The sequence below is a fragment of the Paenibacillus sp. FSL H8-0168 genome (genome assembly GCF_038592955.1).
In the GTDB taxonomy this organism is placed as follows: Bacteria; Bacillota; Bacilli; order Paenibacillales; family Paenibacillaceae; genus Paenibacillus; species Paenibacillus polymyxa_B.
In genome coordinates this window covers 2,424,191-2,448,949 of record NZ_CP151948.1, presented here as the reverse complement: position 1 = coordinate 2,448,949, position 24,759 = coordinate 2,424,191, and the positions used below count along the sequence as shown (strand labels likewise).

22 protein-coding genes and 2 pseudogenes are annotated in these 24,759 nt (G+C 46.1%); 3 read left to right on the top strand and 21 right to left on the bottom strand.

Features of this window, described 5'->3' with window-relative positions:
- Positions 1–19: 19 nt before the first annotated feature.
- The 11 genes from MHI21_RS11560 to MHI21_RS11510 all read right to left on the bottom strand — a co-directional run bounded on the left by MHI21_RS11560 (position 20) and on the right by MHI21_RS11510 (position 10,870).
- Entirely contained in the window at positions 20–1,429 is a 1,410-nt protein-coding gene (locus MHI21_RS11560) for a discoidin domain-containing protein (RefSeq protein WP_341161632.1), read from the bottom strand.
- Positions 1,430–2,102: 673 nt separating this feature from the next.
- On the bottom strand, positions 2,103–3,260 hold the full coding sequence (locus MHI21_RS11555; RefSeq protein WP_342420032.1) for an amidohydrolase: 1,158 nt from the start codon (positions 3,258–3,260) through the stop codon (positions 2,103–2,105).
- A gap of 56 nt (positions 3,261–3,316) precedes the next feature.
- A complete protein-coding gene (locus tag MHI21_RS11550; protein WP_342420031.1) occupies positions 3,317–4,333 on the bottom strand; it encodes an LLM class flavin-dependent oxidoreductase in 1,017 nt (338 codons plus the stop codon).
- Positions 4,334–4,348: 15 nt separating this feature from the next.
- Positions 4,349–5,101 (bottom strand): amino acid ABC transporter ATP-binding protein, encoded by a 753-nt coding sequence (locus MHI21_RS11545; RefSeq protein WP_025722945.1) that lies wholly within the window; start codon positions 5,099–5,101, stop codon positions 4,349–4,351.
- On the bottom strand, positions 5,098–5,808 hold the full coding sequence (locus MHI21_RS11540) for an amino acid ABC transporter permease (RefSeq protein WP_342420030.1): 711 nt from the start codon (positions 5,806–5,808) through the stop codon (positions 5,098–5,100). The genes MHI21_RS11545 and MHI21_RS11540 overlap by 4 nt, the downstream gene beginning before the upstream one ends.
- Positions 5,805–6,584 (bottom strand): amino acid ABC transporter permease, encoded by a 780-nt coding sequence (locus MHI21_RS11535; protein WP_023988355.1) that lies wholly within the window; start codon positions 6,582–6,584, stop codon positions 5,805–5,807. The genes MHI21_RS11540 and MHI21_RS11535 overlap by 4 nt, the downstream gene beginning before the upstream one ends.
- Before the next feature lie 76 nt (positions 6,585–6,660).
- Entirely contained in the window at positions 6,661–7,512 is an 852-nt protein-coding gene (locus MHI21_RS11530; RefSeq protein ID WP_061830370.1) for a transporter substrate-binding domain-containing protein, read from the bottom strand.
- A gap of 142 nt (positions 7,513–7,654) precedes the next feature.
- On the bottom strand, positions 7,655–8,563 hold the full coding sequence (locus MHI21_RS11525; protein WP_342420029.1) for a LysR family transcriptional regulator: 909 nt from the start codon (positions 8,561–8,563) through the stop codon (positions 7,655–7,657).
- Between the two features lie 107 nt (positions 8,564–8,670).
- Positions 8,671–9,201 (bottom strand): NADPH-dependent FMN reductase, encoded by a 531-nt coding sequence (gene ssuE / locus MHI21_RS11520; protein WP_029519116.1) that lies wholly within the window; start codon positions 9,199–9,201, stop codon positions 8,671–8,673.
- Positions 9,202–9,218: 17 nt separating this feature from the next.
- A complete protein-coding gene (locus MHI21_RS11515; protein WP_342420028.1) occupies positions 9,219–10,559 on the bottom strand; it encodes an LLM class flavin-dependent oxidoreductase in 1,341 nt (446 codons plus the stop codon).
- 41 nt (positions 10,560–10,600) lie between these two features.
- Complete coding sequence (locus tag MHI21_RS11510) at positions 10,601–10,870, bottom strand: glutaredoxin family protein (RefSeq protein WP_023988351.1); 270 nt, start codon at positions 10,868–10,870, stop codon at positions 10,601–10,603.
- Between the two features lie 272 nt (positions 10,871–11,142).
- On the opposite strand from MHI21_RS11510, the gene MHI21_RS11505 reads away from it, so the two are divergent.
- The gene (locus tag MHI21_RS11505) at positions 11,143–12,012 is read left to right on the top strand and encodes a DUF421 domain-containing protein (RefSeq protein WP_342420027.1); all 870 of its coding nucleotides are present in this window, start codon (positions 11,143–11,145) and stop codon (positions 12,010–12,012) included.
- A gap of 87 nt (positions 12,013–12,099) precedes the next feature.
- Here the strand turns inward: MHI21_RS11505 and MHI21_RS11500 are convergent, their stop codons facing one another.
- From MHI21_RS11500 to MHI21_RS11480, 5 genes and pseudogenes are all read right to left on the bottom strand, one after another.
- Positions 12,100–13,224 (bottom strand): HAMP domain-containing sensor histidine kinase, encoded by a 1,125-nt coding sequence (locus tag MHI21_RS11500; protein WP_342420026.1) that lies wholly within the window; start codon positions 13,222–13,224, stop codon positions 12,100–12,102.
- Positions 13,221–13,768 (bottom strand): annotated as a pseudogene (locus MHI21_RS11495) (response regulator transcription factor). Before MHI21_RS11495 ends, MHI21_RS11500 begins: the two are co-directional and overlap by 4 nt.
- Positions 13,769–13,829: 61 nt before the next feature.
- Positions 13,830–14,645, bottom strand: a complete 816-nt coding sequence (locus MHI21_RS11490; protein ID WP_342420025.1) for an ABC transporter permease — start codon at positions 14,643–14,645, stop codon at positions 13,830–13,832.
- Positions 14,642–15,661, bottom strand: a complete 1,020-nt coding sequence (locus MHI21_RS11485; RefSeq protein ID WP_342420024.1) for an ATP-binding cassette domain-containing protein — start codon at positions 15,659–15,661, stop codon at positions 14,642–14,644. Before MHI21_RS11485 ends, MHI21_RS11490 begins: the two co-directional genes overlap by 4 nt.
- A gap of 78 nt (positions 15,662–15,739) precedes the next feature.
- Positions 15,740–16,069: an antibiotic biosynthesis monooxygenase gene (locus MHI21_RS11480; protein WP_025722950.1), complete on the bottom strand. Its 330-nt coding sequence runs from the start codon at positions 16,067–16,069 to the stop codon at positions 15,740–15,742.
- 132 nt (positions 16,070–16,201) lie between these two features.
- Between MHI21_RS11480 and MHI21_RS11475 the strand changes: the two genes are divergently transcribed.
- Complete coding sequence (locus MHI21_RS11475; RefSeq protein ID WP_342420023.1) at positions 16,202–17,062, top strand: LysR substrate-binding domain-containing protein; 861 nt, start codon at positions 16,202–16,204, stop codon at positions 17,060–17,062.
- Between the two features lie 5 nt (positions 17,063–17,067).
- Here the strand turns inward: MHI21_RS11475 and MHI21_RS11470 are convergent, their stop codons facing one another.
- Positions 17,068–18,255, bottom strand: a complete 1,188-nt coding sequence (locus tag MHI21_RS11470) for a GTP-binding protein (RefSeq protein ID WP_341161642.1) — start codon at positions 18,253–18,255, stop codon at positions 17,068–17,070.
- A gap of 134 nt (positions 18,256–18,389) precedes the next feature.
- Here MHI21_RS11470 and MHI21_RS11465 point away from each other — a divergent pair.
- Positions 18,390–18,584, top strand: a pseudogene (locus tag MHI21_RS11465) (multidrug resistance efflux transporter family protein); the annotation flags it as partial.
- A 186-nt stretch (positions 18,585–18,770) separates the two neighbouring features.
- On the opposite strand, the gene MHI21_RS11460 reads toward MHI21_RS11465, so the two are convergent.
- The 4 genes from MHI21_RS11460 to MHI21_RS11445 all read right to left on the bottom strand — a co-directional run bounded on the left by MHI21_RS11460 (position 18,771) and on the right by MHI21_RS11445 (position 24,740).
- Positions 18,771–19,745: an aldo/keto reductase gene (locus MHI21_RS11460; protein ID WP_341161643.1), complete on the bottom strand. Its 975-nt coding sequence runs from the start codon at positions 19,743–19,745 to the stop codon at positions 18,771–18,773.
- Between the two features lie 403 nt (positions 19,746–20,148).
- Positions 20,149–22,824 (bottom strand): YhgE/Pip domain-containing protein, encoded by a 2,676-nt coding sequence (locus tag MHI21_RS11455; protein WP_341161644.1) that lies wholly within the window; start codon positions 22,822–22,824, stop codon positions 20,149–20,151.
- Between the two features lie 157 nt (positions 22,825–22,981).
- The gene (locus tag MHI21_RS11450; protein ID WP_342420022.1) at positions 22,982–23,998 is read right to left on the bottom strand and encodes a hypothetical protein; all 1,017 of its coding nucleotides are present in this window, start codon (positions 23,996–23,998) and stop codon (positions 22,982–22,984) included.
- Between the two features lie 190 nt (positions 23,999–24,188).
- The gene (locus tag MHI21_RS11445) at positions 24,189–24,740 is read right to left on the bottom strand and encodes a DUF2062 domain-containing protein (RefSeq protein WP_028542387.1); all 552 of its coding nucleotides are present in this window, start codon (positions 24,738–24,740) and stop codon (positions 24,189–24,191) included.
- Positions 24,741–24,759: the final 19 nt, after the last annotated feature.

Genomic DNA, 24,759 nt, shown 5'->3' with positions numbered 1-24,759 from the left:
TGGACAAATAATATGATGTTTAAAGTTTGTTAGCTGCTACTTTCCACTCTAATATTCCTGTGGATGCTGAACCTTTGGATACCATTTCAATTCTTAATTTTGTTGTTTTCACAGGCGTAAAAGTAGTTGTATTATACTGGTCTGCCGAAGTACCCAATCCATTAGCCTGCTTGACATTGGACCAGCTGCGACCATTCCAATACTTAATCTTGTAAGATTTAGGAACATCAACGCCAGCGCCATCTTGGAACCAATAGACATCCGTTTGGGATAACGTATATTCTTGATCAAAATCATATTGGACCCATTGTGTACCCGTCTCAGGCCAGTTACCATACACGGCATGACTTCGATCATTAGAGCTGGTTGGGTCAAATCCATCATTAAGCGCGCTCACATTTTCCCAAGGCGAAGTATAAGAAGTGCTGACCGTTGCAGCTGGCGCAATGTTTGCGTTTTCATCAGGTGATGGATCGATGGGACCCTCATCGCCGTTAGTCACGCTTGGGAAACGAGAAGTATCTTTTTTGAGCTGACTCCAGGTATAACGCAGCATCCAGATATCCCAGTCGGTGATATGATCGGAATTACCGGCCCACATAATAGTGTTCGTTGGGAATCCACCTGGTGGACGCTCATGTTCTTCATAAAAATCGTTTAATCCAAATCCATGCCCAATTTCATGTTCAGTAATCTCAATCTCATCCGAATTCACCGTACTCAGAACGTATTCATCATTCATACGCTGTCCCCAGTCGCCGCCGGCTCCCCCGCCAAAATTTTCTGTGGCCCAGAGATACATATCAAAGCGTTTATCCAATCCACCCGGATACGAATAGTTTGGGTCCGAAAAATGCTCAAATCGCGATATTTCATTAGGTGCAACGGGAAGCGCGGCAGGAATTTCCGGTTTTTCAGAAGCTAGTGTATCTGTAATGGTATCCGTATAAATGACCTCGTCAGGCTGCTTGTCTAGGAGCAGTGAAGGATCGGCAACAGCCCAGCCTACCACTTTTACTTTAATATTCTTATAGGGCCAGCCGTCATATCCTTGTAGATGATCTGTCCAATGGTTCATCTGCCGATCTATCATTCTAGCAATATCCTGACGTTGCTTCAGTGTAACGGGCTTAGAGGATTGCCAGCGTATAACATAATTAAGAGTCCCTTTTCCCGCAAAAATTTGATCAAAAATCGTATTTTTACGCGCCGTCGAGCCTTCGGTCAACATTCTATTCTTCCAAACCCATTCCACCGATGATTTGAGATAAGCTGGCATGTCAGCCAATGTCGAATCACCCGTTGCCGCAATTACAGAATCCCCGTTTAGATGAGAATCCGCGAATACAAAACTAGCGTTTCCCATCAGTAGTGAACTAGCAATGACTACTGAAAAAGAAGCCATCATCATTCCTTTTCTGTTCAACATGTATGTACCTCCATATCCATTTGTATTATTGCAATAGTTTTCTTGAAACGATGATCTCTATCACCTCTCTTTTCGCATTTACGAACAAATCTAGGAGATCAAGAGTACACTATCAAACCTCCTTGTCGTTTTTTGTAAATAATCACAAATCATATTATCACTGGATTATTACATCGTCAATATTTTCCTTAATGATTTAAATTAGTCATTTTAATCGTATCTTGGAATATACACATACCCTTTGCATGTACAAAACTGGTATTTTATAAAATGAAAAAACCGTTTATTCACTAAATCAATTCCACAATCCCCGCTGGCTCCGCCTTATCATACCCTTTCAACTGCTTATTCCAATTATTAATTTGCCGACTCAGCAGGAAACCATATCTTTACGCTGCTGAGAGTGATATTTTTAAAGGATTGCCAACGCACTACATAATTTAGCGTTCCTTTTCCCGCATAGATTTGACCAAAAATCAAATTTTCACGGTTGGTTGAGCTACCTTTTATTTTTACGAGACATTTAAAAGGACAACGCCTACTCTCTTATTACACCCACTCTTTATTTTGAATAAAATTACAAAATTATACTATAATTAGAATGATATAGCGTCAAACAAAAATATCCCCTCTACAAGGAGGGGATAAGTATCCATAGACTAGGCTCGCACTCCTACTCTATGGATATCAATGCCGAATCTGCCAGTGAAGCCAGTAGCTTCGCTGTTCCGGGCAACGCGCGTTCGTCCAGATCAAAGGCAGGATGATGCCATTCCTGGCTTCCCGCAGTGCCGACAAAGACAAATACACCAGGGATGTTCTTCTGATAAAACCCAAAATCCTCGCTCGCCGAGGATGGTATGGGACGAACGACGTCCAGACCGACCAATTTTGCCGCCTCCTCCGCGATGACGGCCAACTTACCGTCGTTCAGCACAGGCGGCGGGCCCTCGATCCAGCGGATGGTCGCTTTCGTGCCGAAAGCATCGGCAACGCCTTTTACGACCTGCTCGAAGCGCTCAGTCACCTGGGCGCGAACATTCTCGTCAAATGTGCGAATGGTTCCGTCCAAATGGGCGCGGTCTGGAATGATGTTCCAGGCGTTGCCACTGTGCAGCTTCGTGACGCTAATGACCGCGCTATCCAGCGGATTAACGCTCCGACTCACAATGGATTGCAGCGCCGTAATGATATGTGACGATACCACGATGGGGTCAATCCCTGCATGTGGCACTGCCGCATGTGTGCTCAGACCCTCCACCTCGATGTAAAAACCGTCTGCCGCTGCCATTAGCGGACCTTCTTTGATGCCGACCGTGCCTACGGGCAGGTCCGGCTTGTTATGCAGGCCAAATATGGCCTGCACCCCTGCCAACGCACCGCTGTCCAGCACTTGGGCAGCGCCTTTGGCCTTTTCCTCGGCTGGCTGGAACACCAGCCGAACCGTGCCTTTCAGCTCCTGCTCCCGCTGCTTCAGGAGTATGGCTGCTCCTAACAGGGATGCGGTATGAAAATCATGCCCACAGGCATGCATTTTGCCGGGGTGCACCGAAGCATAAGGCAATCCCGTCTCCTCCTGAATGGGCAACGCATCAATGTCTGCACGAAGCGCAACAGTTGGCCCTTCCTGCTGTCCGCCGATTTCCGCAACTAATCCGGTACGCAGCGGCACATCCAGAATGGTTATGTTCTGTTCTTCCAGCAGACGGCGGATAAAGGCGGTAGTTTCAACCTCCTCGTTAGATAGCTCGGGATTTCGATGCAGATGGCGGCGAATGTCCACCAGCTTCTGCTCCAAAACCTGCTCCTTCGTCCCGGTTGATCCACTCATCCCTATTCCTCCTTCGTGAACCCAAAATAGTTACAATTCTCTCAGACCAACAACATCTAGGACTGCACAGGCAATCCGGCAAAAGCTTCATGCAACAACTCGAACGAGCGCACACGCTTGTGTATATCTCTTATTCCTGTCGTAACGATCAGCTCATCGGCCTGATACTTCGCTTGAATTTCCGTCAGCACAGCGTAGATTTCGTCTTTAGTCCCTTTGTTAATTTGCGCTTGTGTAGCTTCAATTGTATATTCTTCACCCGATTGCTTGCCAAACTCTTCTGCACTTTCCAGCGTGCCCACCGTAGCCGTCTTGCCACTGGCCAGATGAATTTTGTACAGCTTGTGCTCACCTGCTAACTCCGCAGCTTCCTCGGAAGTATCCGCTACGATGACTGAAAGCGCAAAAAGAGCTTTCGGCTCACGTCCATAACTATAATCGAAAGACGCCCGATACGTACGGAATGATTCCAATGCAACCTGCTCATTACTATTGATAAATTGCGAGAAAACGTAGGGCAACCCCAAACGCGCAGCAATTCCAGCACTGTCTGTACTTGTACCCAAAACGTAAATATCCGCTGGTATTTCTGGAATCGGATTCGCCTGTAACCCGGCTAACGGTCCTTCTTCAGACGGAATATTATGAATATAGCGACTTACTTCATCAATTTTTTCTTCGAGAGAAGGCGCATCATGAACGTTTCGTTGTAACGCCTGTGTGGATTTCGGCAACCCGCCCGGTGCGCGTCCGATTCCCAAATCTACGCGACCCGGTGCAAGAGAGGACAGCACATTAAAGTTTTCAGCTACTTTATAAGGGCTGTAATGCTGAAGCATCACTCCACCAGAACCGACTTTAATACGCTCAGTGCATGCCAGCAAATGGGAAATGAGTACCTCTGGCGAAGAGCCCGCAACCTGCTCGGAATCGTGATGCTCTGATACCCAGAAGCGCGTAAATCCCAATTCCTCTACACGCTGTGCTAGCTTAATCGTATTACGAAGGGCCTGCGCTGCCGTTTCCCCCTCGTGTATAGGGCTTTGATCCAATACTCCGATTTTAATACTCATGTCTCCCTCTCCCGTCTAAATTGAATAGTTATATTCCGGTGTAATCCGTTTCAGAAATTGTTTGGTACGTTCCTCTTTGGGGTGGTTAAAAATGTCGTCCGGTGTGCCTTCCTCGATAATATGACCGCCATCCATAAATACCACATGATTTGAAACATCGCGCGCAAAGCCCATTTCATGTGTAACGACAATCATTGTAATGCCTTCCTTCGCAATCTTGCGGATCACCGACAGCACCTCACCCACCAACTCAGGGTCCAGCGCCGAAGTCGGCTCATCGAACAAAATCACTTCCGGGTTCAGCGCCAAAGCACGCGCTATGCCGACACGCTGCTGCTGCCCGCCAGATAGCTGGCTTGGATAATGATTCAGCTTTTCACCCAGACCGACCTTTTCCAGCACTTCAATGCTGATTTTTTTCGCTTCCTCCTGCTTGACCTTGCGGACAACGACAAGTCCTTCCATGACATTTTCCAGTGCTGTTTTATGCTTGAACAAATTGTATTGCTGGAAAACCATAGCCGTCTTTTGACGTAGAGCCAAAACATCCTTCTTCGCAGGTCGCTTGCAGTTCACTGTAAAATCGCCAATGCTAACTTCCCCATCATTCGGCTTTTCCAGATAATTAATGCAGCGTAGCAGAGTCGTTTTACCTGAACCGCTCGGGCCTAAAATAACGACGACCTCGCCTTTGTTCACGGTCAAATCAATGCCTTTGAGCACTTCATGTTTGCCGAACGACTTCGTAATATTTTGCAGACGGATCATGATGCTCGACCTCCATTAAACACATTGATTTTTTTCTCTACCAAGCCGGATATTCGTTCAATCAATACCGTCAAGCCCCAAAATAGCAGTGCAGCTGCAATATATACCTCTAAATATTTCCAGTTGGTAGATGCTAGAATTTCAGCCTGTGCCTGGATTTCTGTGACCGAAACCGTGAAGGCCAAGGTAGAGCCATGAAGCATCCCAATAACGGAATTCGTCAGGTTTGGCAAACTCACCACGAACGCCTGCGGAAATACAATCCGTCTCAGCACTTGCCACGTCGTCATACCGACGGCATAAGCCGCCTCGATTTGTCCCTTGTTGACCGATTGAATTCCAGAACGGACGACCTCAGACATATACGCGCCACTGGTAATGGAAAACGAAATGAGTGCAAATACCATATAAGGAACATCTTTGGATTGCAGCGGCCAGCCGAAATGCTTCGCTCCCGCATCAATCAACAAAGGCAAACTGAAATAAATAAGCAGCAAATGCATCAGCATCGGTGTGCCACGGATAAAGGTAACGTAACCGTGAGAAATCTGGGACAACACAGGAACCTTATAAATTCGCGCCAGCGCCGTTATAATACCGATGACCAACCCTGCCAGTACGGAAACCACCGTAATTATTAAGGTATTGGGCAACGCGGAGAACAACCCTAAAAAGGCAGTATATATAAATCTAAAATCCAGACTCATATGCCTTTACCTCCTTTACTAAGACGGGGACTTCTCAGGTAACGCACCACAAAACTTTTTCGTTTTTCGGGTTCTTTCTGTACTGCATCCCGATGCTCATGCCGGAGAAGCGTATTTTCCAGCACCTTGAACAATTTTTGTAAAATCAGACTGATCACCAAATAGATAAGGGATAACGCGATATAGGTTTCAACAAAATGCTGGGTAGCTGACCCTAATGTCTGTGATTTCCCTGTCATCTCCATCGCTCCGATCGTAAATGCCAGCGAAGTATCCTTCAGATTGCCAATCACCAGATTGGAAAATACCGGAACCACGACAGCCAGCGCTTGCGGCATAATGATACGTGTAAAGGTCTGATAGCCTGACATGCCGACGGACTGTGCAGCCTCGATTTGTCCCCGATCTACAGCCTCTACTCCTGACCTGATAATTTCGGAAATAAAGGCTCCACTATTGAGCGCGTAGGTTGCTACGGCAAACCACAGCACATCCCATCTGGAGGAATTGATATCCACCAGCTTTAGTAGCTCCGGCAGGCCGTAATACACCAGAAACAATTGGATTAGAATAGGTGTTCCGCGAAAAAAGGAAACATACACTTGAGAAACACGTTTGAGAAATGGAATGTTATACATGCGAGGCAGCGCAACCAACAGACCAATGATAAGCCCCAATACAAGCGAGCTTGCCACAATAAACAAGGTGATGTGTAAGTAAGACAACATTTTCGGGATAAAGCTAAAAACATAGTCAATATTGAACTCTCTGCTCATATGCCTGCCTCCTTTCTATACATCAGCGGCCAGAATACATAGAGTACCCTGACCGCTGAAATGTCCACGTCTATCCTTACTTCTTACTGCTGCTGCCTTCTTTTTTCACATCTTCCAGAGACTTAGTGAAATCCTCTCCAAGCCATTTAATGCTCAGCTTCGACAGCGTACCGTCGTCCTTCACTTCCTGAATGGCTTTGTCGAGGTCATCCGCCAACCCTTGCTCATTTTTGTTCAGTACATACAGTACATCCGATTGAGTCAAAGGATCACCAACGGTTTTCAGAGCTACTTCTCCTTTTTCATCGGTGTTAAAACGGTTCGCAAAGTCTGTCGTAACGGTAGCATCTATACGGCCGCTCGTAATTTGTTGCACCGTATCATTGGCTGCACCACTCGTATAAACGATATTTAGGGCATCTGCGTGGGTTTTGTTATACTCTTTCAGCACATACGCCGCATTACTGGTTGGGCTGGTGAGTACCTTTTTCCCTTTCAAATCATCAATTGAATGAATGGTATTGTTATCCTTCGCTACAGCGACTCTGTTCAGAAAAATGCTATACGGATTTTTGTTGAACAGATACTTGGCCTCGCGCTCCGGGTTTTTTTCCATTTGATGCGATACCAGATCAATCTTGCCGGCATCGAGACTTAGCAGCAAATTTCCAAAGTCCATCGTTTTGAATTCAAATTCGTATTGAGGCAGGCGCTTGTCCAGCTCCTTAATCAGCTCCACATCAAAACCTGTTAAATTTCCGTTTTCGTCAATAAAGCATACATTTTTGAATTGAGTGCCTGTGCCTACGATAATTTTCTTCACGTCTCCGCTTGAACCTGACGCGCTAGACGCGTTATCTGAGGAACCGCAGCCTGCCAACACCAGGATAATTGCCATAACAGACAATATTGCAAACCACTTTTTCATATGAATCCCCCTCATCTCTTTGTATATCAGCAGTTTGCGACATACATGGTAGCTACAACATCCAATAATTAATAATTCCTATAAGTTTAATTGGTTTTAGGATGTGATTAATTTAACACCTGGAAACCTATACGTCAATCCATCAAGCCAAAGAACTTTTCTGTAATAAAACAGCACCCCGGAAACCTTCTGTCAGTGCATCTGCAAAATCCGAGGTCACTGCACAGTCTTCTTTGGTCGCTATTATGCTAATCTGCATCGACACCCCAGCTACCTCTGGAACATGGACACGGAACAGTTTCTGATCTTTTACTTCACGGTTCACACAGACATCTGGCAAAAAGGCAATACCCGCTTCTTCCAATACCAGCTTTTTGGCCGTAACCACATTGTCTACCTGAAAAGCAATGTCCGGTGGCTGCTCCAGTGATTCAAAAGCGCGATGGATTCTCATCCAATCTAATGATCCGCATTCAAAAAACACCAGTGTTTCACGTTGAATATCCTGTATACTGGCCTTTCCTGTCTTCATAAACGGATGGCCGTCGTATACATACAGGGAAATCGGATCTTCATAAAAAGCAAGCGTACGGATAGCCGGATGCATCACTTTACGGACAAAACTAATGTCTACCTCACGGTTCAACAGTTTATGTACCAGTTGATCCGTCGTAGCCGTCACAATTTTGTAGTTAACCTCTGGATAACGGGCACGAAGCTGCTTTAATATTTCAGGAATGATGTAGTTCGACACCGATATCGTGCAACCAATTCGAATTTGCTGAGGGGCTTTCTTACGCTGTTGGAGCTTTTGTTTCCCTTTTTGCAGCACCTGAAGCATCTGCTCCGCATAAGGAAGAAACTTTCGTCCATCCTCCGTCAGAACCGTTTGCTTGCTTTGGCGGTCGAACAACTTGCATTCTAGCTCGCGCTCTAGCGTCTGAATCCGGGCTGTAACAGAGGGCTGGGACAAGAACAAAGCTTCTGCAGCCTTATTAAAGCTCCCATAATGATTCACGTATACAAAGGCTTCCATATTCTCGATATTCATACGCAAGTCCCCCAGTAAGTTTTATATACATTTATCCAATAAGTTAACTTGGTTTTTTGTATCATAAAACTCACTGAACGACCTGTCAATGGAAATATTGAAAAGATCTATAATTTTAATAGCTCATTTAGTTCTTTAACAGAACGTTCCAACCGTGCAACCAATTCTTCCGACAACCCGTATGCTCCATCTGGCAGACGTTCGACCCACTGATCCACTGCATACACCCCGCCAAGAATATGTCTTCCGCCCAGTGCATTAATAACTGGCTTCAACGCATAGTCAATGACCAGCAGGTGAGCCAGTGTACCTCCGATAAATAAAGGCAAGACAGGTTTCCCTCTTAGCCCCTCCTGCGGGACCAAATCCAGGAATATTTTCAATAGTCCTGAATAGGACGCCTTATAGACTGGAGAAGCCACAATAACGGCATCCGCTGCTGCAATCAATGCAAGTGATGCTGTGACGTCGGGGCTGTTAAAGTTAGCTGTGACCAGATCCTCCGCTGGCAAGTCGACCACATTCAGTAATGTGACCTCCGCTCCAGCCTGCTGCAACTGCTCCGTTGTATAGTTAATCAAGCCGTATAAACGGGATTGTGTAGACGGACTGCCTGATAGGATGACAACCTTGGACATATTTTTCCCTCCTTCTGTTATGCGTCAACCTTCACTTTGGATCTGGCTGCTGTATAGCGGTTCTCAGGAATAGGCACGCCCAGGTTTTCACGCAGTGTGCTAAATTCATATTCCTGACGGTAAATACCGCGTTTCTGCAAAATAGGTACAACCAGATTTACGAAGTCATGCAGACCCGATGGCACATCAGAACCAATAATGAATCCGTCTGCCCCTTTTCTTTCGAACCACTCCTGCACTCGATCCGCTACTTGCTCAGCGGTTCCAATAAAAGAGGTTCTCGGTGTAGCTGAACGCAATGCAACCTCGCGTAAGGTCAAATTTTGTTCCTTGGCTACTCGTTTGATTTTATCTGTACCGCTGCGGAACGCATTGCTGCCAATACCATCAAGCTCAGGAAATGGCTCATCCAGCGGATATTGTGAGAAATCATGATGATCGAAGAAACGTCCCAAATATTTTAACGCAGCCTCAATCGTCACCAGATTAGTGATCTCTTCATACTTACGTTCCGCTTCCTCCGTCGTGCTGCCAATAATCGGCGAAATGCCCGGCAAAATGACAATATCCTCTTCGGATCTACCATAACGTACTGCACGTTCTTTCACATCACGATAAAACTGCTGCGCTTCCTCTAACGTTTCATGTCCTGTAAATACAGCATCCGCTTCCTTGGCGGCCAGGTTTTTGCCATCCTCCGAGGAACCTGCCTGGAAAATAACCGGTTGTCCCTGCTTGGATCGTCCAATGTTCAGCGGACCCTGCACAGAGAAAAACTCACCTTTATGGTTCAATGTATGCAGCTTTTCAGGATCAAAGAATACGCCGGCTTCCTTATCACGAACGAACGCATCCTCTTCCCACGAGTCCCACAATCCTTTGGTAACCTGCAAATATTCCTCTGCAATTTTATAGCGTTGCGGATGCGACGGGTGCTCGCCTTTGCTAAAGTTAAGGGCAGAGCCTTCCAGCGGGGAAGTCACCACATTCCAGCCTGCACGACCTCCGCTTATATGATCAATGGAAGAAAACTGGCGTGCTACCGTGAACGGTTCGCTATAGGAAGTCGACAGTGTGCCGACCAGTCCGATATGCTTCGTCACCCCAGCCAAAGCGGACAAAATCGTAATTGGTTCAAAACGGTTCAGAAAGTGGGGAATGGATTTTTCGTTAATGAACAGGCCATCTGCGATAAATACGAGGTCAAACTTTCCTTCCTCTGCCTTTTGCGCCTGCGTTTTATAAAATTCAAAGTTAACACTCGCATCCGCAGGTACTTCAGGGTGACGCCAAGTCGTCATGCTTCCCCCAACACCGTGAATAATCGCACCAAATTTAATTTGTCTATTCTTAGCCATAACCCTTCCACCTCTCTTGAAAATAATGATTTCCCGTCGGCTTATACCACTTGATTGTAACTTTCCAGCACTTTACCCAACTCTTCCAGATCCGGGTTGAGCAGTGCCTCATATTTGTTATCGCCGCCTACCTCGACGACAGGGACATAACGAATACCATATTTGGTCTCCAGCACGTCACGCAGCGCATCATTTCCGTCCACTTGGATATTTTCATACGGCTGATTTTGGGATTCCAGGTACGATTTGATCTCTCCACAAAAATGACAGCCGGTTTTGCTCCACAATACAACTTTAGGTTTGGACGACATATACATACCTCCGTGAGCTTAATGTTTATAATCCCGATGAATTAAATAAGAATTATATTTATAATGTATCCTGCTGCCCCTTTTCCGTCAATCGCTTGTGTAATAGATATTGCTAATTCAACGATAGAAAATTTTAATTTTATATCGTATTTAATCGGTTTATTGACAAACTGGTTATTTAAATTTAGGGGAATTGGAGTTTAAATGCGCCTTGACGCGGATATCCTTGGAATAGTAGCGCCCTTGTGGCGAAATGAAATGAGGTTGAGCAAATGCAGGATTGGGCCGAGGTTGCTATACGCACATTAATGGCTGTCGCTATATTATTTTTAATCACCAAAATTCTTGGAAAACGTCAGGTATCCCAGCTTTCCTTGTTCGAATATATAACAGGAATCACGATAGGTAACCTGGCTGCTACCATTCCTATGGAGCGTGAATCCACCTGGTATCTAGGCCTCATAGCCTTGTCAGTATGGGTACTGACAACACTTGGCATTGAATATTTGCAAATTAAAAGCAAGAAAATCAGAGATATAACAGATGGAAGGACAACAATCCTGATCAAAGACGGCAAAATTTTAGAGGATAATCTGAGAAAAGAACGGCTCACCCTGGATGAACTTATGGAGCAGCTTCGAAGCAAGAATGTATTCAAAGTATCTGACGTGGAATTTGCTCTTATGGAAACCAGTGGCGAAGTCAATGTGCTGTTAACCAAAGACAAGCAGCCTGTGACACTTAAGGATCTGAATATGCAGCAATTACCGGAGAAGGAACCCACAGCCGTCATTATGGATGGGCAACTTATGGAGCAACAAATGGCATATATGGGGATTACTCAACAATGGCTGGATGCCAAGCTAAAGGAAAAGAGCCTAACGGTCAAAGATGTGTTTTTCGCACAGGTGGACCCACAAGGGGAACTGTACATTGACCAATATAGTGATAATGTACAGCTAAGCAAGGTGCAGGATTCGAATCAAGCCGTGCTGACTTTGCTGGAACAATGCACAACGGAGTTGCAAAAACTCGCATCTGGTTCCAGTGAGCAACAAAGAAAACAGCTATATGAGCAATGCTCACAAAGCTTGAAAGAAGCTATACAGGAGATGCAGCCGGTAAATACATCTAAGTCCTGAGCACATACGCATATGCCATAAGAGTAGAAGCATGGGAACTAAAAAGGAGCGTCCTTCAGCCACTTATGGCTTTGAAGACGCTCCTTTTTAACTTACTGTGCCGGTGTACATTTCACAGTTGCTGCTGTCTTCCATTACTTTCTGGCACAGCGGCAGCATAACTGTAAATACCGTTCCTTCTCCCACCTTGCTGGATACAGAGATAGAGCCAGTATGCATCTCTGTTATTTTATAGGCAATGGAAAGCCCCAAGCCGCTGCCTCCTGCAGTTCGGGCCCTTGACTGGTCTGCTTTATAAAATCGTTCAAAAATGCGCTGCTGATCGTGTTCGTTGATGCCCTGTCCCGTATCCGCAATGCAGATAACCGCCTGATCACCGTTACTTGAGAGAGAAACAGATATGCTTCCACCCTGTGGTGTAAATTTAATGGCATTGTGAAGGATATTCACCCAAACCTGGCCCATCAGATCCTCGTCCGCGTTGACCTCAACTATATCAGCATCCACAGTCATATCAATTTTTTTTGCCTCCCATTGCGGTTCGCAGGCAAGAATAAGCGAAATCAGCTGCTTGTCCAGCCGATAAAGGGACGGACGAAACGGATGCCGCTCCGAATTCAGAATCGCCAACTTCATGAGATTATCGCTTAGCTTGGATAGACGAATACACTCCGTCTCAATGATCGTCAAATACCGATCTCGTTGCTCACGATCCAGATTTTCGTCCTTGAGCGCTTTGGCGAATCCGATTATCGAGGTCAGCGGTGAGCCGATTTCATGGGATACGTTCGAAATAAACTCCTCCCGCAGTTTTTCCATAGCCTTCAGATTTGCAGCCATATCATTGATACTGTCCACCAACTGTACATAAGGATGCGGCCTCCGATGTTTTCCGTTCCGCCCGCCGAGGTCCCAATCCAGATTAATGTGAAAGTCTCCTTGCGAAATACGTTTTAAAGCATCGATCATTTCGGTAAAAGCGTGCTGTTCTCTAGGCTGGAAGAAACGCCTTACCGTCATACTGATAATACCGAAGAAGAAAAAGCCTAGCGTCGTATTCATAAGAAAGACGAACAAACCATGGGGAGCCCATGACATGTGCGAATAGATCGCCTCCATAATAAAGTACGCGGCAGCCCAGCTAAGATATAGCACCAATACTACCAGCAGGACTCTCGCAAGAATATGGAGTAACCCCGGTTCCCTCTTCATTGCCGTACCTCCAGCCGATAACCCAATCCCCGGATCGTACTGATCCGGAAGGAGTGGCTTGCCTCCGGAAATCGTTCCCGAAGGCGTTTGATATGGACATCAACCGTTCTTTCGTCTCCCTCATAATCATAACCCCAGATCTGTTCGATCAGCTGGTCGCGGGTAAAGGTTTTGCCAGGATGATACGATAACGTTTTAATAAAGCCTTCACACGTGCGACAAGCACCATGGGGTCGAATGGCTTGACAAGATAGTCGTCCGTTCCGAGCGCGAAACCTTTCACGATCTGTGACGTCTCGCCTTTAGCTGTAAGCATAAGCAGCGGCAGGTCGGTTTGCTCTCGCAGCTTACGACACAGCTCCCAACCATCCATTCCCGGCATCATGATATCAAGAACTAGCAAATCGACCTTGATTTGATCAAAAATGCGCATCGCGTCCAAACCATCCACCGCCTCGACTACCTCCAGACCTTCCATTCTCAAAAAGTGTCCGACCAGTTCACGAATATGCGGATCATCATCAACGACCAATACACGCGTCATTTCAATCCCCCCTAACTAACTCTGCCTTAAATCTCTCGTCCTCGTCAAGAAGACTGCCATCTTATGCTTTACGCATATAAGCACGCACCGTAAGCGGCGCGAAGATCGCCACAATGACTGTAGCGCCAAGTAGGGAGATCGCCAGTTCCCCGCCAATCGTTCCCGTATTCGCAAGCTCTCTGACTGCGTTCACAAGATGTGAAATCGGGTTGGCGTTCACAAACCACTGCAACCAGCCAGGCATTGTGCTAACAGGCACAAATGCGTTGGAAACAAAGGTGAGCGGAAACAGAACAATCATGGAGATGCCCTGCACACTGGAAGCAGTGCGGGCAATCACGCCAAAGAAAGCGAAAATCCAGCTGACTGCCCAGGAACATACGATGACCAGAAGCGCGGCGATAGCAACACTCAGCAGTACTCCCTCTGGCCGATACCCCAAAATATACCCCATAGCGAAGGTGAGTACAGTCGCAATAGTATACCGGATACTGTCAGCCAGCAGAGCTCCAGCCAAAGGCGCAATACGTGCGATCGGGAGTGACTTGAACCTGTCGAACACTCCTTTGTCCATATCCTCACGTAGTTGGACGCCGGTAACGACGGAGGTCGAGATGACAGTCTGCACGAGGATACCTGGAATAATAACCGGCAAATAGTGCTGCACGTCTCCTGAGATGGCGCCGCCAAAGATATAGGTAAACATAAGGGTGAAAATGATCGGCTGGAGCGTGACATCAAACAATTGCTCGGGAGTATGCCGGATCTTTAGAATGCCCCGGTAGGCCATCGTCATAGAATTGGAGAACGCCTGCCTGAAACTCACAGACTTCTTCAATGTGCGATCAGAACCTGTCATAACAGTAGTGCTCTTCATGCTCTTGCCCCCTCCACAGCATGCGCTCCTTGCGACGTCTGCTGCCTGTTTACTTGTGCCCCATGACCAGTGATGGACAAAAACACCTCGTCGAGCGTCGGCTTCTGCACACTCATCTCTGCTAGGCGAATCTCTCCAGTACGGAGGGCAATCAGCAGGTCCGTTACCCGATCTGCATTGGCCATCGGAGAAATAATCTTTCCAGCTTCCACTGACACGCTGGACTTAACTGAAAGCACCTGTTCGACGATCTGAACAGTTCTCTCAATATCCTGTTGATTTTGTACTTTGAGTTGCAGAGTCGACGCCCCCACTGCCGCTTTCAGTTCATCCACCGTACCCTCAGCGACTACCCGGCCATGATCGATCACCGCGATTCGATCAGCAAGTTGATCCGCCTCGTCGAGGTACTGGGTAGTGAGCAGTACGGTGGAACCGATCTTGACCAGACGCCGGATCGTGTCCCACATCTGGACACGCGTGCGCGGGTCTAGTCCTGTAGTCGGCTCATCCAGGAAAATCAGCGGCGGCTTGGCAATGAGACTTGCGGCCAAATCCAGCCGGCGGCGCATACCTCCGGAGAAATGCTTTAGCGGTCTTTTGGCCGCTTCGGCCAAGCCGAATTCCTCCAGCAACTCCGCTGCCTTATGACGCGCCTCGACACGTCCCAGCCCAAGCAGTCTGGAGAAGATGATCAGGTTCTCAGTAGCGCTAAGCGACTCATCGACCGATGCGTATTGGCCTGTCACCCCGATCAATTGACGCACCACCTGCGGTTCCTTTACTGCATCGTGCCCGAAGATACGGGCTGATCCCCCATCAGGCCGCAATAACGTTGACAGCATTCGAATGGTAGTCGTTTTGCCTGCTCCATTAGGACCAAGCACACCGTAGATCGTGCCAGCACGCACGTTCAGGTCGACACCGTCAACCGCCTGCTTGTCACCAAAAGCTTTTACGAGTCCCCTTGCTTCAATGGCCAAGGTCTCTTTTCTGTCTGTATAATCCACATTCATATCCTCCCTATACGGTTTCTATAGAGAGGATAACCCACGTTTATGAACTGAATATGAATAGAACGATATTGAACCTATTTACACTGTAAAAAAATAATCTCGTTCTACCTTGCTCACTCTTAAACCAAATGTTTTATACCACTCGGATTTCCCTTTTTCCTGCGCTACCTTGTGCAGCTCGTTATGTTTCCAATTTTTTATAGCGTCCAGAGACTCCCAATAGGAAACTGTAATGCCTACTCCATTGTGGTCACGAACACTTTCCACACCTAGAAAACCTGGCTGTTGGGCAGCCAGTTCCACCATTTTGTCTCCCATCACTCCGTACCCGCCATCTCCTTCCGTACGTTCAGAAGTAAAGATAGCCGCATAATAGGGCGGACGAGGAGTTTTAGCAATTGAATTCATATGCCCCTCCTAAAACAAAATTAAATAACCTTTCTTTCATTTGATTATAATCATAAATATTAAATAAAAAAAATGAATATATCTGATATGATACATGAATATATTTCATAAAAAATAGGAGTGAACACGAATTTGTTTAAATATAAGATTTTTCTTTGCGTAGTTGAAATGGGGAGTTTCACAAAGGCCGGGGAAGTTTTAAATCTTACACAATCAGCAATCAGCCATGCGATCTCTGGACTGGAACATGAATTAGGGTTGACTCTTCTGATCCGAGGTCGTTCAGGCATCCGATTGACCAATAACGGGGAAAGATTAATGAAGCGATTTAGAGAGATTGTACAAATGGACGAAAAGCTCTACCAAGAGGTAGCTTTAATTAAAGGATTGGAAATCGGAACCGTAAAGATCGGCACATTTTCAAGCGTCTCTATTCATTGGCTGCCCCGTATTCTAAAAAAATTCAATGAGCAGTTTCCTCTTATTGAGATAAAACTGCTCGATGGGAACTACCATGAAATTGAGAGCTGGATAGTCAGTGGGGAAGCTGATTTCGGCTTTGTGAACCTACCCACGTTAGACGCATTAGAGGCATTGCCATTAAAACAAGAAAGCATGCTTTGTCTACTTCCTTCCGATCATATTCTTGGAAATCAAGCCTCAATTCGAATAGAACAGCTCAGAGATGAGCCTTTCATTATGCCTGTTGCAGGCTGTGACACGGATGTAAGAAATATTTTTTCACAGCATAATATGTCACCTAAAATCAAATATGAATTAGAAGATGACCATGCGATTATGGCTATGGTGCAGAATGGCCTAGGCGTGAGTATTCTTCCTGAAATGATCCTGTCTCACATTCCTTACGACATCTCTATTCGACCTTTGGACGAAAGGCATTCCCGTACTATCGGTATCGCTACCGCTTCCTTAAAAAATGTTTCTCCAGCCGCTAAAAAATGTATGGACTTTATTACTGAATGGATCAACTAGCTTCATCATGTCGGCCAAGGAAGCGGATTCTCAAAACTGGACCAGTCCATATCCATTTCGTTATCGTTCAGTAGGCATTCATCTAGCTCTTCTTCCAAGTCCGGTCGATTCATTCCGATACCTATCATGACGATTTCGTTCATGCGGTCGCCCCATTGTTCATCCCAATGGTCCAGAGCCTCAGGATCGGCTGCCACGATCTCCTGCCGTTCTTCTTCAGATAACGCAGCAAGCCAGCTTCCCGCAGGGCCAAATTGAATAGATGGTCCAGCCTGGCTAATACTCGCTGCCCAATCCTGCGGGGTTGCAATCCAGGCCAAACCTTTGGCGCGAACAACCTCCTGCGGCCAGTAGCCCATAAATTCAGCCAATCTCGCAGGATGAAATGGTCTTCTACGGCGATATACAAAGGAATTGATCCCATATTCGTCCGTTTCCGGTGTATGGCTTTCAAGCTCCAGCTCCCGAATCCATCCAGCAGATTGACTAGCTTTGTCAAAATTGAACAGCCCTGTATTCAAAATGTCCGAAGGAGCGACCCTTCCCTTGGAAGTTCGAATGATTCGGGCTTCAGGCTGTAATCTCCGCAGCACACCCTCCAGCTTGTCCAGCTCCACAGGCTGAACCAGATCGCACTTATTCAGAATCAATACATCACAGGTTTCAATCTGGTCAATCAGCAAGTCCGAGATATCACGCGTGTCGTCTTCACCAGTAGCCTGCCTGCGATCCAATAGCGTTTCTCCTGATTCAAAATCATGCCAGAAACGGTTCGCATCAACTACGGTCACCATGCAATCCAGTTTTGCCAGCGAAGCCAAATCAATGCCAGTTCCTTCATCAACGTATGTAAAAGTTTGAGCGATTGGCACGGGTTCACTGATGCCTGTAGATTCGATTAAAATATAATCAAAATCGCCTTGCTCCGTCAGCTTCTTGACCTCCAGTAATAAATCTTCACGCAATGTGCAGCAAATACAACCATTAGACAACTGGACCAGTTTTTCTTCTGTTCTGGACAAGCCGCCCTCTTTTTTAACCAGCTCGGCATCTATATTCACTTCACTCATGTCATTGACGATGACTGCCACTTTCATTCCGTCCCGATTGTTTAATACATGATTCAAAATCGTTGTTTTTCCTGCACCCAAATATCCGCTCAACACGGTTACCGGTATTGGTTTCTTATTCATCGCTGGTACGCTCCCTTGAATATTAGCTTTTCATTCTTTTAAATCGTAATAATTACTATTAACATCAACTTTCAGTAATATACAGCATCCCTTTTGCCTTGTCAACTGTGAAGAAACTCTTGAAATGAATAATCTATCCATTAAATAATCGTAAAATGATGGAAGCCTGTGCGGGACGATTGGATGCCTATCAACGTGTGCTCGGGATGACATTAGCCAGCTTCCCCTTCTGGTTATTGCTTTCGTTATATGGAGTTTTCAGCGCGGGAATGCCAAGTAAGGAACAGACGGTACAGTCTGCTTTGGTGGCTGTGTTTTCAGGGGTGATCTACTCAGCAAATAATATCTAAAAAAATAGATCCCGTTTAGCATATATTTATTCTTGCCATGGTCGTTCAAGTGTGGATCAGGCACCAGAAAAAAAGCAGCAGATCAAAGAGGAAGCTCCTGATCTGCTGCTTTTTGCCGATTATTTCTCACAAAGAATGATGCTTTATGACGAGTACGAAGTATTATTACCAAGCGTAGGCTTCTGGCGCAGGTTTTCCCGGACCGGGGAAAATCTCATTCAGCTTGGCAAGCACATCTTCGCTCAATTTGACCTCAGGTACCCGTAGAGCATCCTCTAACTGTTCCAAGGTCCGAGGTCCGATAATTGGAGCCGTTACGGCCGGATGGGACAGTACCCAAGCCAGTGCAATCACGTCTTCCTTTTCACCCAGATCGCGGGACAATGATGCAAATTGCTCCAGCTTCGCACGATACTGCTCCACCTTTTCTTTGGCGCGTGCGCTGCGAGAACCAGTACCTGCTAACGCATTCCGTCCCAGCAGTCCGCCCGCCAGCGGGCTCCATGGAATCACACCCAGACCCAGCTCCTGAGCTGCCGGTAACACTTCAAGCTCAGCGGAACGTTCGTTCAGATTGTACAAATGCTGCTCGGATACAAGCCCCAGAAAACGTCGTGCCTTCGCTTCGGCCTGCGCCACCGCAATATGCCAGCCTGCAAAATTACTAGAACCGATATAATCAACCTGTCCGCGATCCACCACGGACTCGAATACGCCCCATAGTTCATCCCATGACACATTACGGTCAATGTGATGCATTTGATATAGCTCTACATGGTCGGTTTGAAGACGTTTCAGCGACGCGTCCAAATGACGGCGAATTTTATAAGCAGACAAGCCTGATCCTGCATTGGGTCCGTCATGTTCATTTTTCATATCTCCGTATACCTTCGTTGCCAACACGACTTTCTCGCGTCTTCCGCCGCCCTGCTGGAACCAACGTCCGATAATTTCCTCTGTCCAACCTTTACGATCATGGCCATATACATTAGCTGTATCAAAAAAGTTAATGCCTGCATCCAGTGCGGCATCCATAATTTTAAACGCATCCTTTTCTTCGGTTTCCGGTCCGAAATTCATCGTGCCCAGACATAACCGACTAACCTTCAAGCCTGACTTTCCTAAGTATGAATACTCCATACTATCTCCCGCCTTTGCCTAAGGATTTTAAAATTCCGCAAAATGACATGCCAAAAAAGACCATACTCAGTTTATTCACCAGAACAAACCACATTGAAACAACCCCAAATGCAATTTAAAGGTTGGATAACGCATGCAAAAAAGCCCCACGCACCGCAAAAGCAGCAAGCGCGAGGCCATCTCCCCTTATACTACCCCCAAATATTAAAAGAAGTGACTTTACGGTGGTTACCAGCGGAGCGGAGAATTTGAATCTGGAGAAGCGAAGCGTTCGCCTTTGCCACGGGATTCTTACCTTTTCATGTCTATCTAATCCAAAGAATCCCGTGGCAACAGCGATCGTAAGATCAAATCCTTCGCGGAGCGGCTCACTTCAACCACCGTAACTCACTTTTTTTTACAATCAAGGAATCAATTTCGTTTCTTTTGCTCGCTCGGCCATTTTTTTCGTATGCTTGCTGAGCGGCTTCTTAAACACCAATCCAAACAGGAAGCAAACACCGATAAATACAAACAGCATCACCACATCCCGTGTCACCGTTGAAGGCAACATCCCTCCTACTGTCTCTCGTAACAGACTAACCGCATAGGTGAATGGTACAAACGGATTCAGCGCCTGAAAGAACGGTGTACTCGTCGCAATCGGGAATGTCCCTCCTGAACTGGAGAATTGAAGCACCAGTAGGATGACTGCCAGTCCCTTGCCGATATTACCGAACACTGAAACTAGTGTATAGGTCATCGCCGTAAACACCAGACTGATCAGCATAGAGGACAGTACAAAAGCTACTTTGGCATCCACATACGCCCCGAGCAGGAACAAGTCACCGAGAGATACGCTCAGCGCCTGAAAAATACCAATCGTGGAGAATGTCATAAGCCGTCCGAAATACACTTGGTAGCTTTTAAATTGTCCTTCCGGGTCATCCACATCTACCCTGAACATCGAGACCAGTAGCATCGCACCCACCCAAATCGACAATGTAGTGTAAAAAGGTGACATCGCCGAACCATAGTTGGGGATTGGGTATATCCGTTCCTGCTTCAACGATACCGGACTGCCGAGAAAATCACTTTCCTTTTTCACATCTCCCTTGAGCAATGCAATAGCGCGTCCGAGTGCATTTTCGCCCTTAAGCTTGCGAATTGTGTCTGCAGCCTGGCGTATGGAATCCTCGGCAGCTGGAAGATCGGTCCTTACAAAATTGGCTACTTGGTGTACCGCTTTTTCAGCTTCAGGAAATTTATTTTCAATTAAATCAGCCATTTTGACAAACTGTTGTTCCGCTTTGGGCAAATCATTACGCACAAAATCTGCTGCCTGATGAATTTTATTTTTAACCGCCGGCAAATCGTTATTTACGAAGTCTGCCGCTTTGTTCACAGCATTCGTAAACTCGCCCATACGTCCCTGAATCGTCGTCGCCGCTTCATGCAGTTTTTGACGGTATTGTGGCAGATCCTGCTGGAGACGTGTTAGCTCTTGCTGACCGAATTCTGCTGCAGCCTGTGCGTCATTTAATAGCTTTTCAATATTCGGTAGCTGCTCTTGAGCTGTAGTCAGCACATTGGCAGAATTGCGGGCAACGGATTTGATCTGATCCAGCGTCTTTTGAATGGCGGGTGCATACTCCGTATCATAATTGCCCAAAATGCTGTCAATTCCGCTACTGATTTCTCCTGCAAGGCGATCAGTGTCATCCAGCAGATTTTGCGCAGGCTTTTCACCGCGCTGGATGGCATCTCCGATGCTAGTTACCGTGCTGTTCAGACGACGGAAACGATCCTCCACCCCGCTCACACGGGAAATAAGTGAATCCAAAGGTTTACTTGGCAAATATCCGTTCACACGGTTCAGCAATTGAGAAATATGATCCAACACTCCCACGGCAGTTGTCAGCCTACCGCTGACACGATTCACCGCAGCTTGTGCTGCTTTAGGATCAAAATCCACACCACGAATGATGTCTGTAATCTGAGAAACTTCATTCGCGATTTGTTGTACCAGTTGTAAGTCTTCTTTAACTATTGTACCAATCGAATCAAGCGCACCCTCATTTTTGTCCAGAAATTCAAGTAAACCGGTTGTAAAGTCTTTGCCTGTATCCGCTATCTTCTGTACTTCTGGCAGTGCCTTTTGGGCAGCATTAATAACTTTAAGAGCCGTTTGCGTGTCCTCTAGGGCGGTGGCCAGTGCGCTTTCTACCTTGCTGAAATTTTGATCTAGTTCAACAATTCGATCACCAGCCTTTTGAATATCAGGTAGTCTTTTTTGGATATCCAAAATAACAGCGGCTACCTTGTCCAGCTCAGGCATGTTTTTGTCAATTTTGAGCACCAGGTCACCGGCACGGTTAATCTCAGGGATTTTCTCCTTCAATGCAATGATCTTTTGTCCCTGTGCCTTAATTTTGGGCAGATTTTGCTCCAGTTCCAATGCCTGTTTGCCCAACCTTTCGATATCCGGCAATCGATTATTCAGCTCCAACACCCGGTTCTCAATGTTACGAATCGTCGGGAGCTCCTCCTCCAACTTGACTCCGGCTTCCTTCAACTTCGTCAATACTGCCTGGCTGGCAGTTTCAATAAAGTTTTGGCTAATCTGGTTCGTTAGAGAGGTTGCCCCCGAAGATGTAATTTTCGGAGCTACTGCATTAATTTTTTCATTTACGGCGTAATCAATTTCCGGCTTTTGCGGATTTTCCGTCAGCACACTCGTAATTTTCTCTGAAAAATCTTTCGGGATCAGCAGGCTGGCATAATAATCACCATCCAACACACCTTTTCGTGCTTCCGCTTCATTGACAAAAGTCCAACCCAGCTTCTTGTTATTTTGAAGGTTATGCAAAACCTCATCGCCGATATTAATCTTTTTACCATTCACTTCTGCACCCTGGTCTTGGCTGGTTACTGCAATTTTAATCCCAGATGTATTCGCATACGGATCCCACATCGCTTTCAAATTCACCCATGCATAGACGGAAGGCAAAAGAATGATGCCAATGACTAATAAAGTCCCGGTCGATACTTTGAATACATTTCTCCAGTCTGTTAAATAGATTTGCCATATCTTCCGCAACTTCATCACTCCTCGTATGTACATTAACCTGTCGTCCATTGTTGTATGCACACGTATTGTAAACGATTCGAGCAAATGAAGCCAATCCTGTTACAAAATATGTAAAAAGCGCATGACTCTTATAGAGATCATACGCTTTTCAATAAAATCAATCTGCTTAATTTCGAACTCCATTCGCGGGCATAGCCTCTAGGGAATAAAATGCTCCTTTTTTATTGATTTTTCCGACCACAGTAACCGCGCCTTTTTGGGAGAACGTATACTCGTTATCCTTCATTTTTACGGTGTATCCTTTCAGGTTAATTCCAAAAAGGGATTGTACTTTCGACTTGGCGGCTGCAAGTGCCTGGGTTTTGCTGAGCTTTGGTCTAGCGAATGCTTTGACAAAATCCTTATCCCCCGTCCAATCCATACCAAGTTCGTTTTTTACGGCCCACACTTTACCTGTTTTCACGCCAATCAGCACGTTATTTAACTCATTATCGTCCCGGAAATTCCAAACGGTATCATTGCCTTCCTGCTGACGAAGCGCATATTCAAACGGCTTGATTGTAGTCATACCAAGTGTTTTAAGCGAACGGTTCGCTTTGTTGGTCAGGGCAGCTTTAACATCTTTGAGCGAATACATAAAGCTGGCTGTTATTTGATTTCCATGATCAAGATCAATATAAATGCTTTGATCATTCCCCCACAGCACCCAATAATTTTGGAGTCCTACTTCGTCTACCGGGGAATATACGCGCCAGATGGCCTCCGTTTTAAAAACTTTATCGGTATCGAACGATTTCAGGAAAGATGCAACCTTGCTGCGCAGGTTATGATCCATAACTTTGTTCATATCAGCGGAATCATAGATGATGCTGGTGGACTGCACGATTCCTTTTTTGGAATCATAATTTTGGATAAAATCAGCATTAGCTGTGCCGCGCAAAGTTCCGTTTATAGTCCATAAGCCAAAAGCATTGTCGACACTTGTAAACTCTATCGTTTGTTTCCCGGCTAATGTATTCAGTACATCCGTTAAACGTTTGGTGACAGTCTGATCCAGTTTAACAGAGGTTTGTACGTTTTGAACTGTGGCAGCAGCGGGCTGCTGTGCCAATGCCAATGGCGCCGATCCTAAAAGTATTGATATTGCCGCCGCAGTTACTGTGACAGAACTCCATTTTTTCATTCAGTCCATTCCTCCTGTTGTCTACAAAAAATTCTTTAATGATTAAAGCACACATATCCCTTAAACGTGTCACAAAAGTAAAAAGTTGCTACCTACTCTAATCGCTCTTCAAGCCTCATCCAGAAATCCCAAACCAAAAGAAGCCCCTCAAGCCTAATTTTTAGGCTCAAGGAGCTTCTCATTCACTACATTATCCATTCTTCAGCAGTCTGGCCGCCGAAAATGCTGCACCATGACGCAACTTCCGCTTTTCCAACCGTTTGTGCAGCGAACGATTATACAGAACCTGAATGACAAAATACGAGATAATGCCCAGCACCACACCGAAAATCGACATGCCGATTAGGATGTGCAAGCCTCCGTGCAGCAAGTCTCTGAATACAGACCAGTTGCCGTGAAACAGCTCCATAAAAGAATGCTCGTGAAGTCGTCCGCCCCTGACATGTACCGGATAATGAGATGGATAAATCCAAGCTCCCACTTGCTTGGCGAATGGCATCAGTACAATTGGCAAAAAGGTCAGCTTACCTACAACGTTACCCACAATGGCCGCAGGCAGCGAGCCGCCAGAGAGACGAACAATCGGATAAAAAACAAGGTATACCAGAGAAGCCGTGGAAATCACGATCATCTCCAACGCAAAGCCGATGGCGAAGCCCAGAGAAATCTTTTTAACTCCACCAGGGGCGCGCAACAGCTTGATGAAATTCAGCCGAATCGCACGCCATATATTTTGAAACATATTATATTTCTTCTTCGAT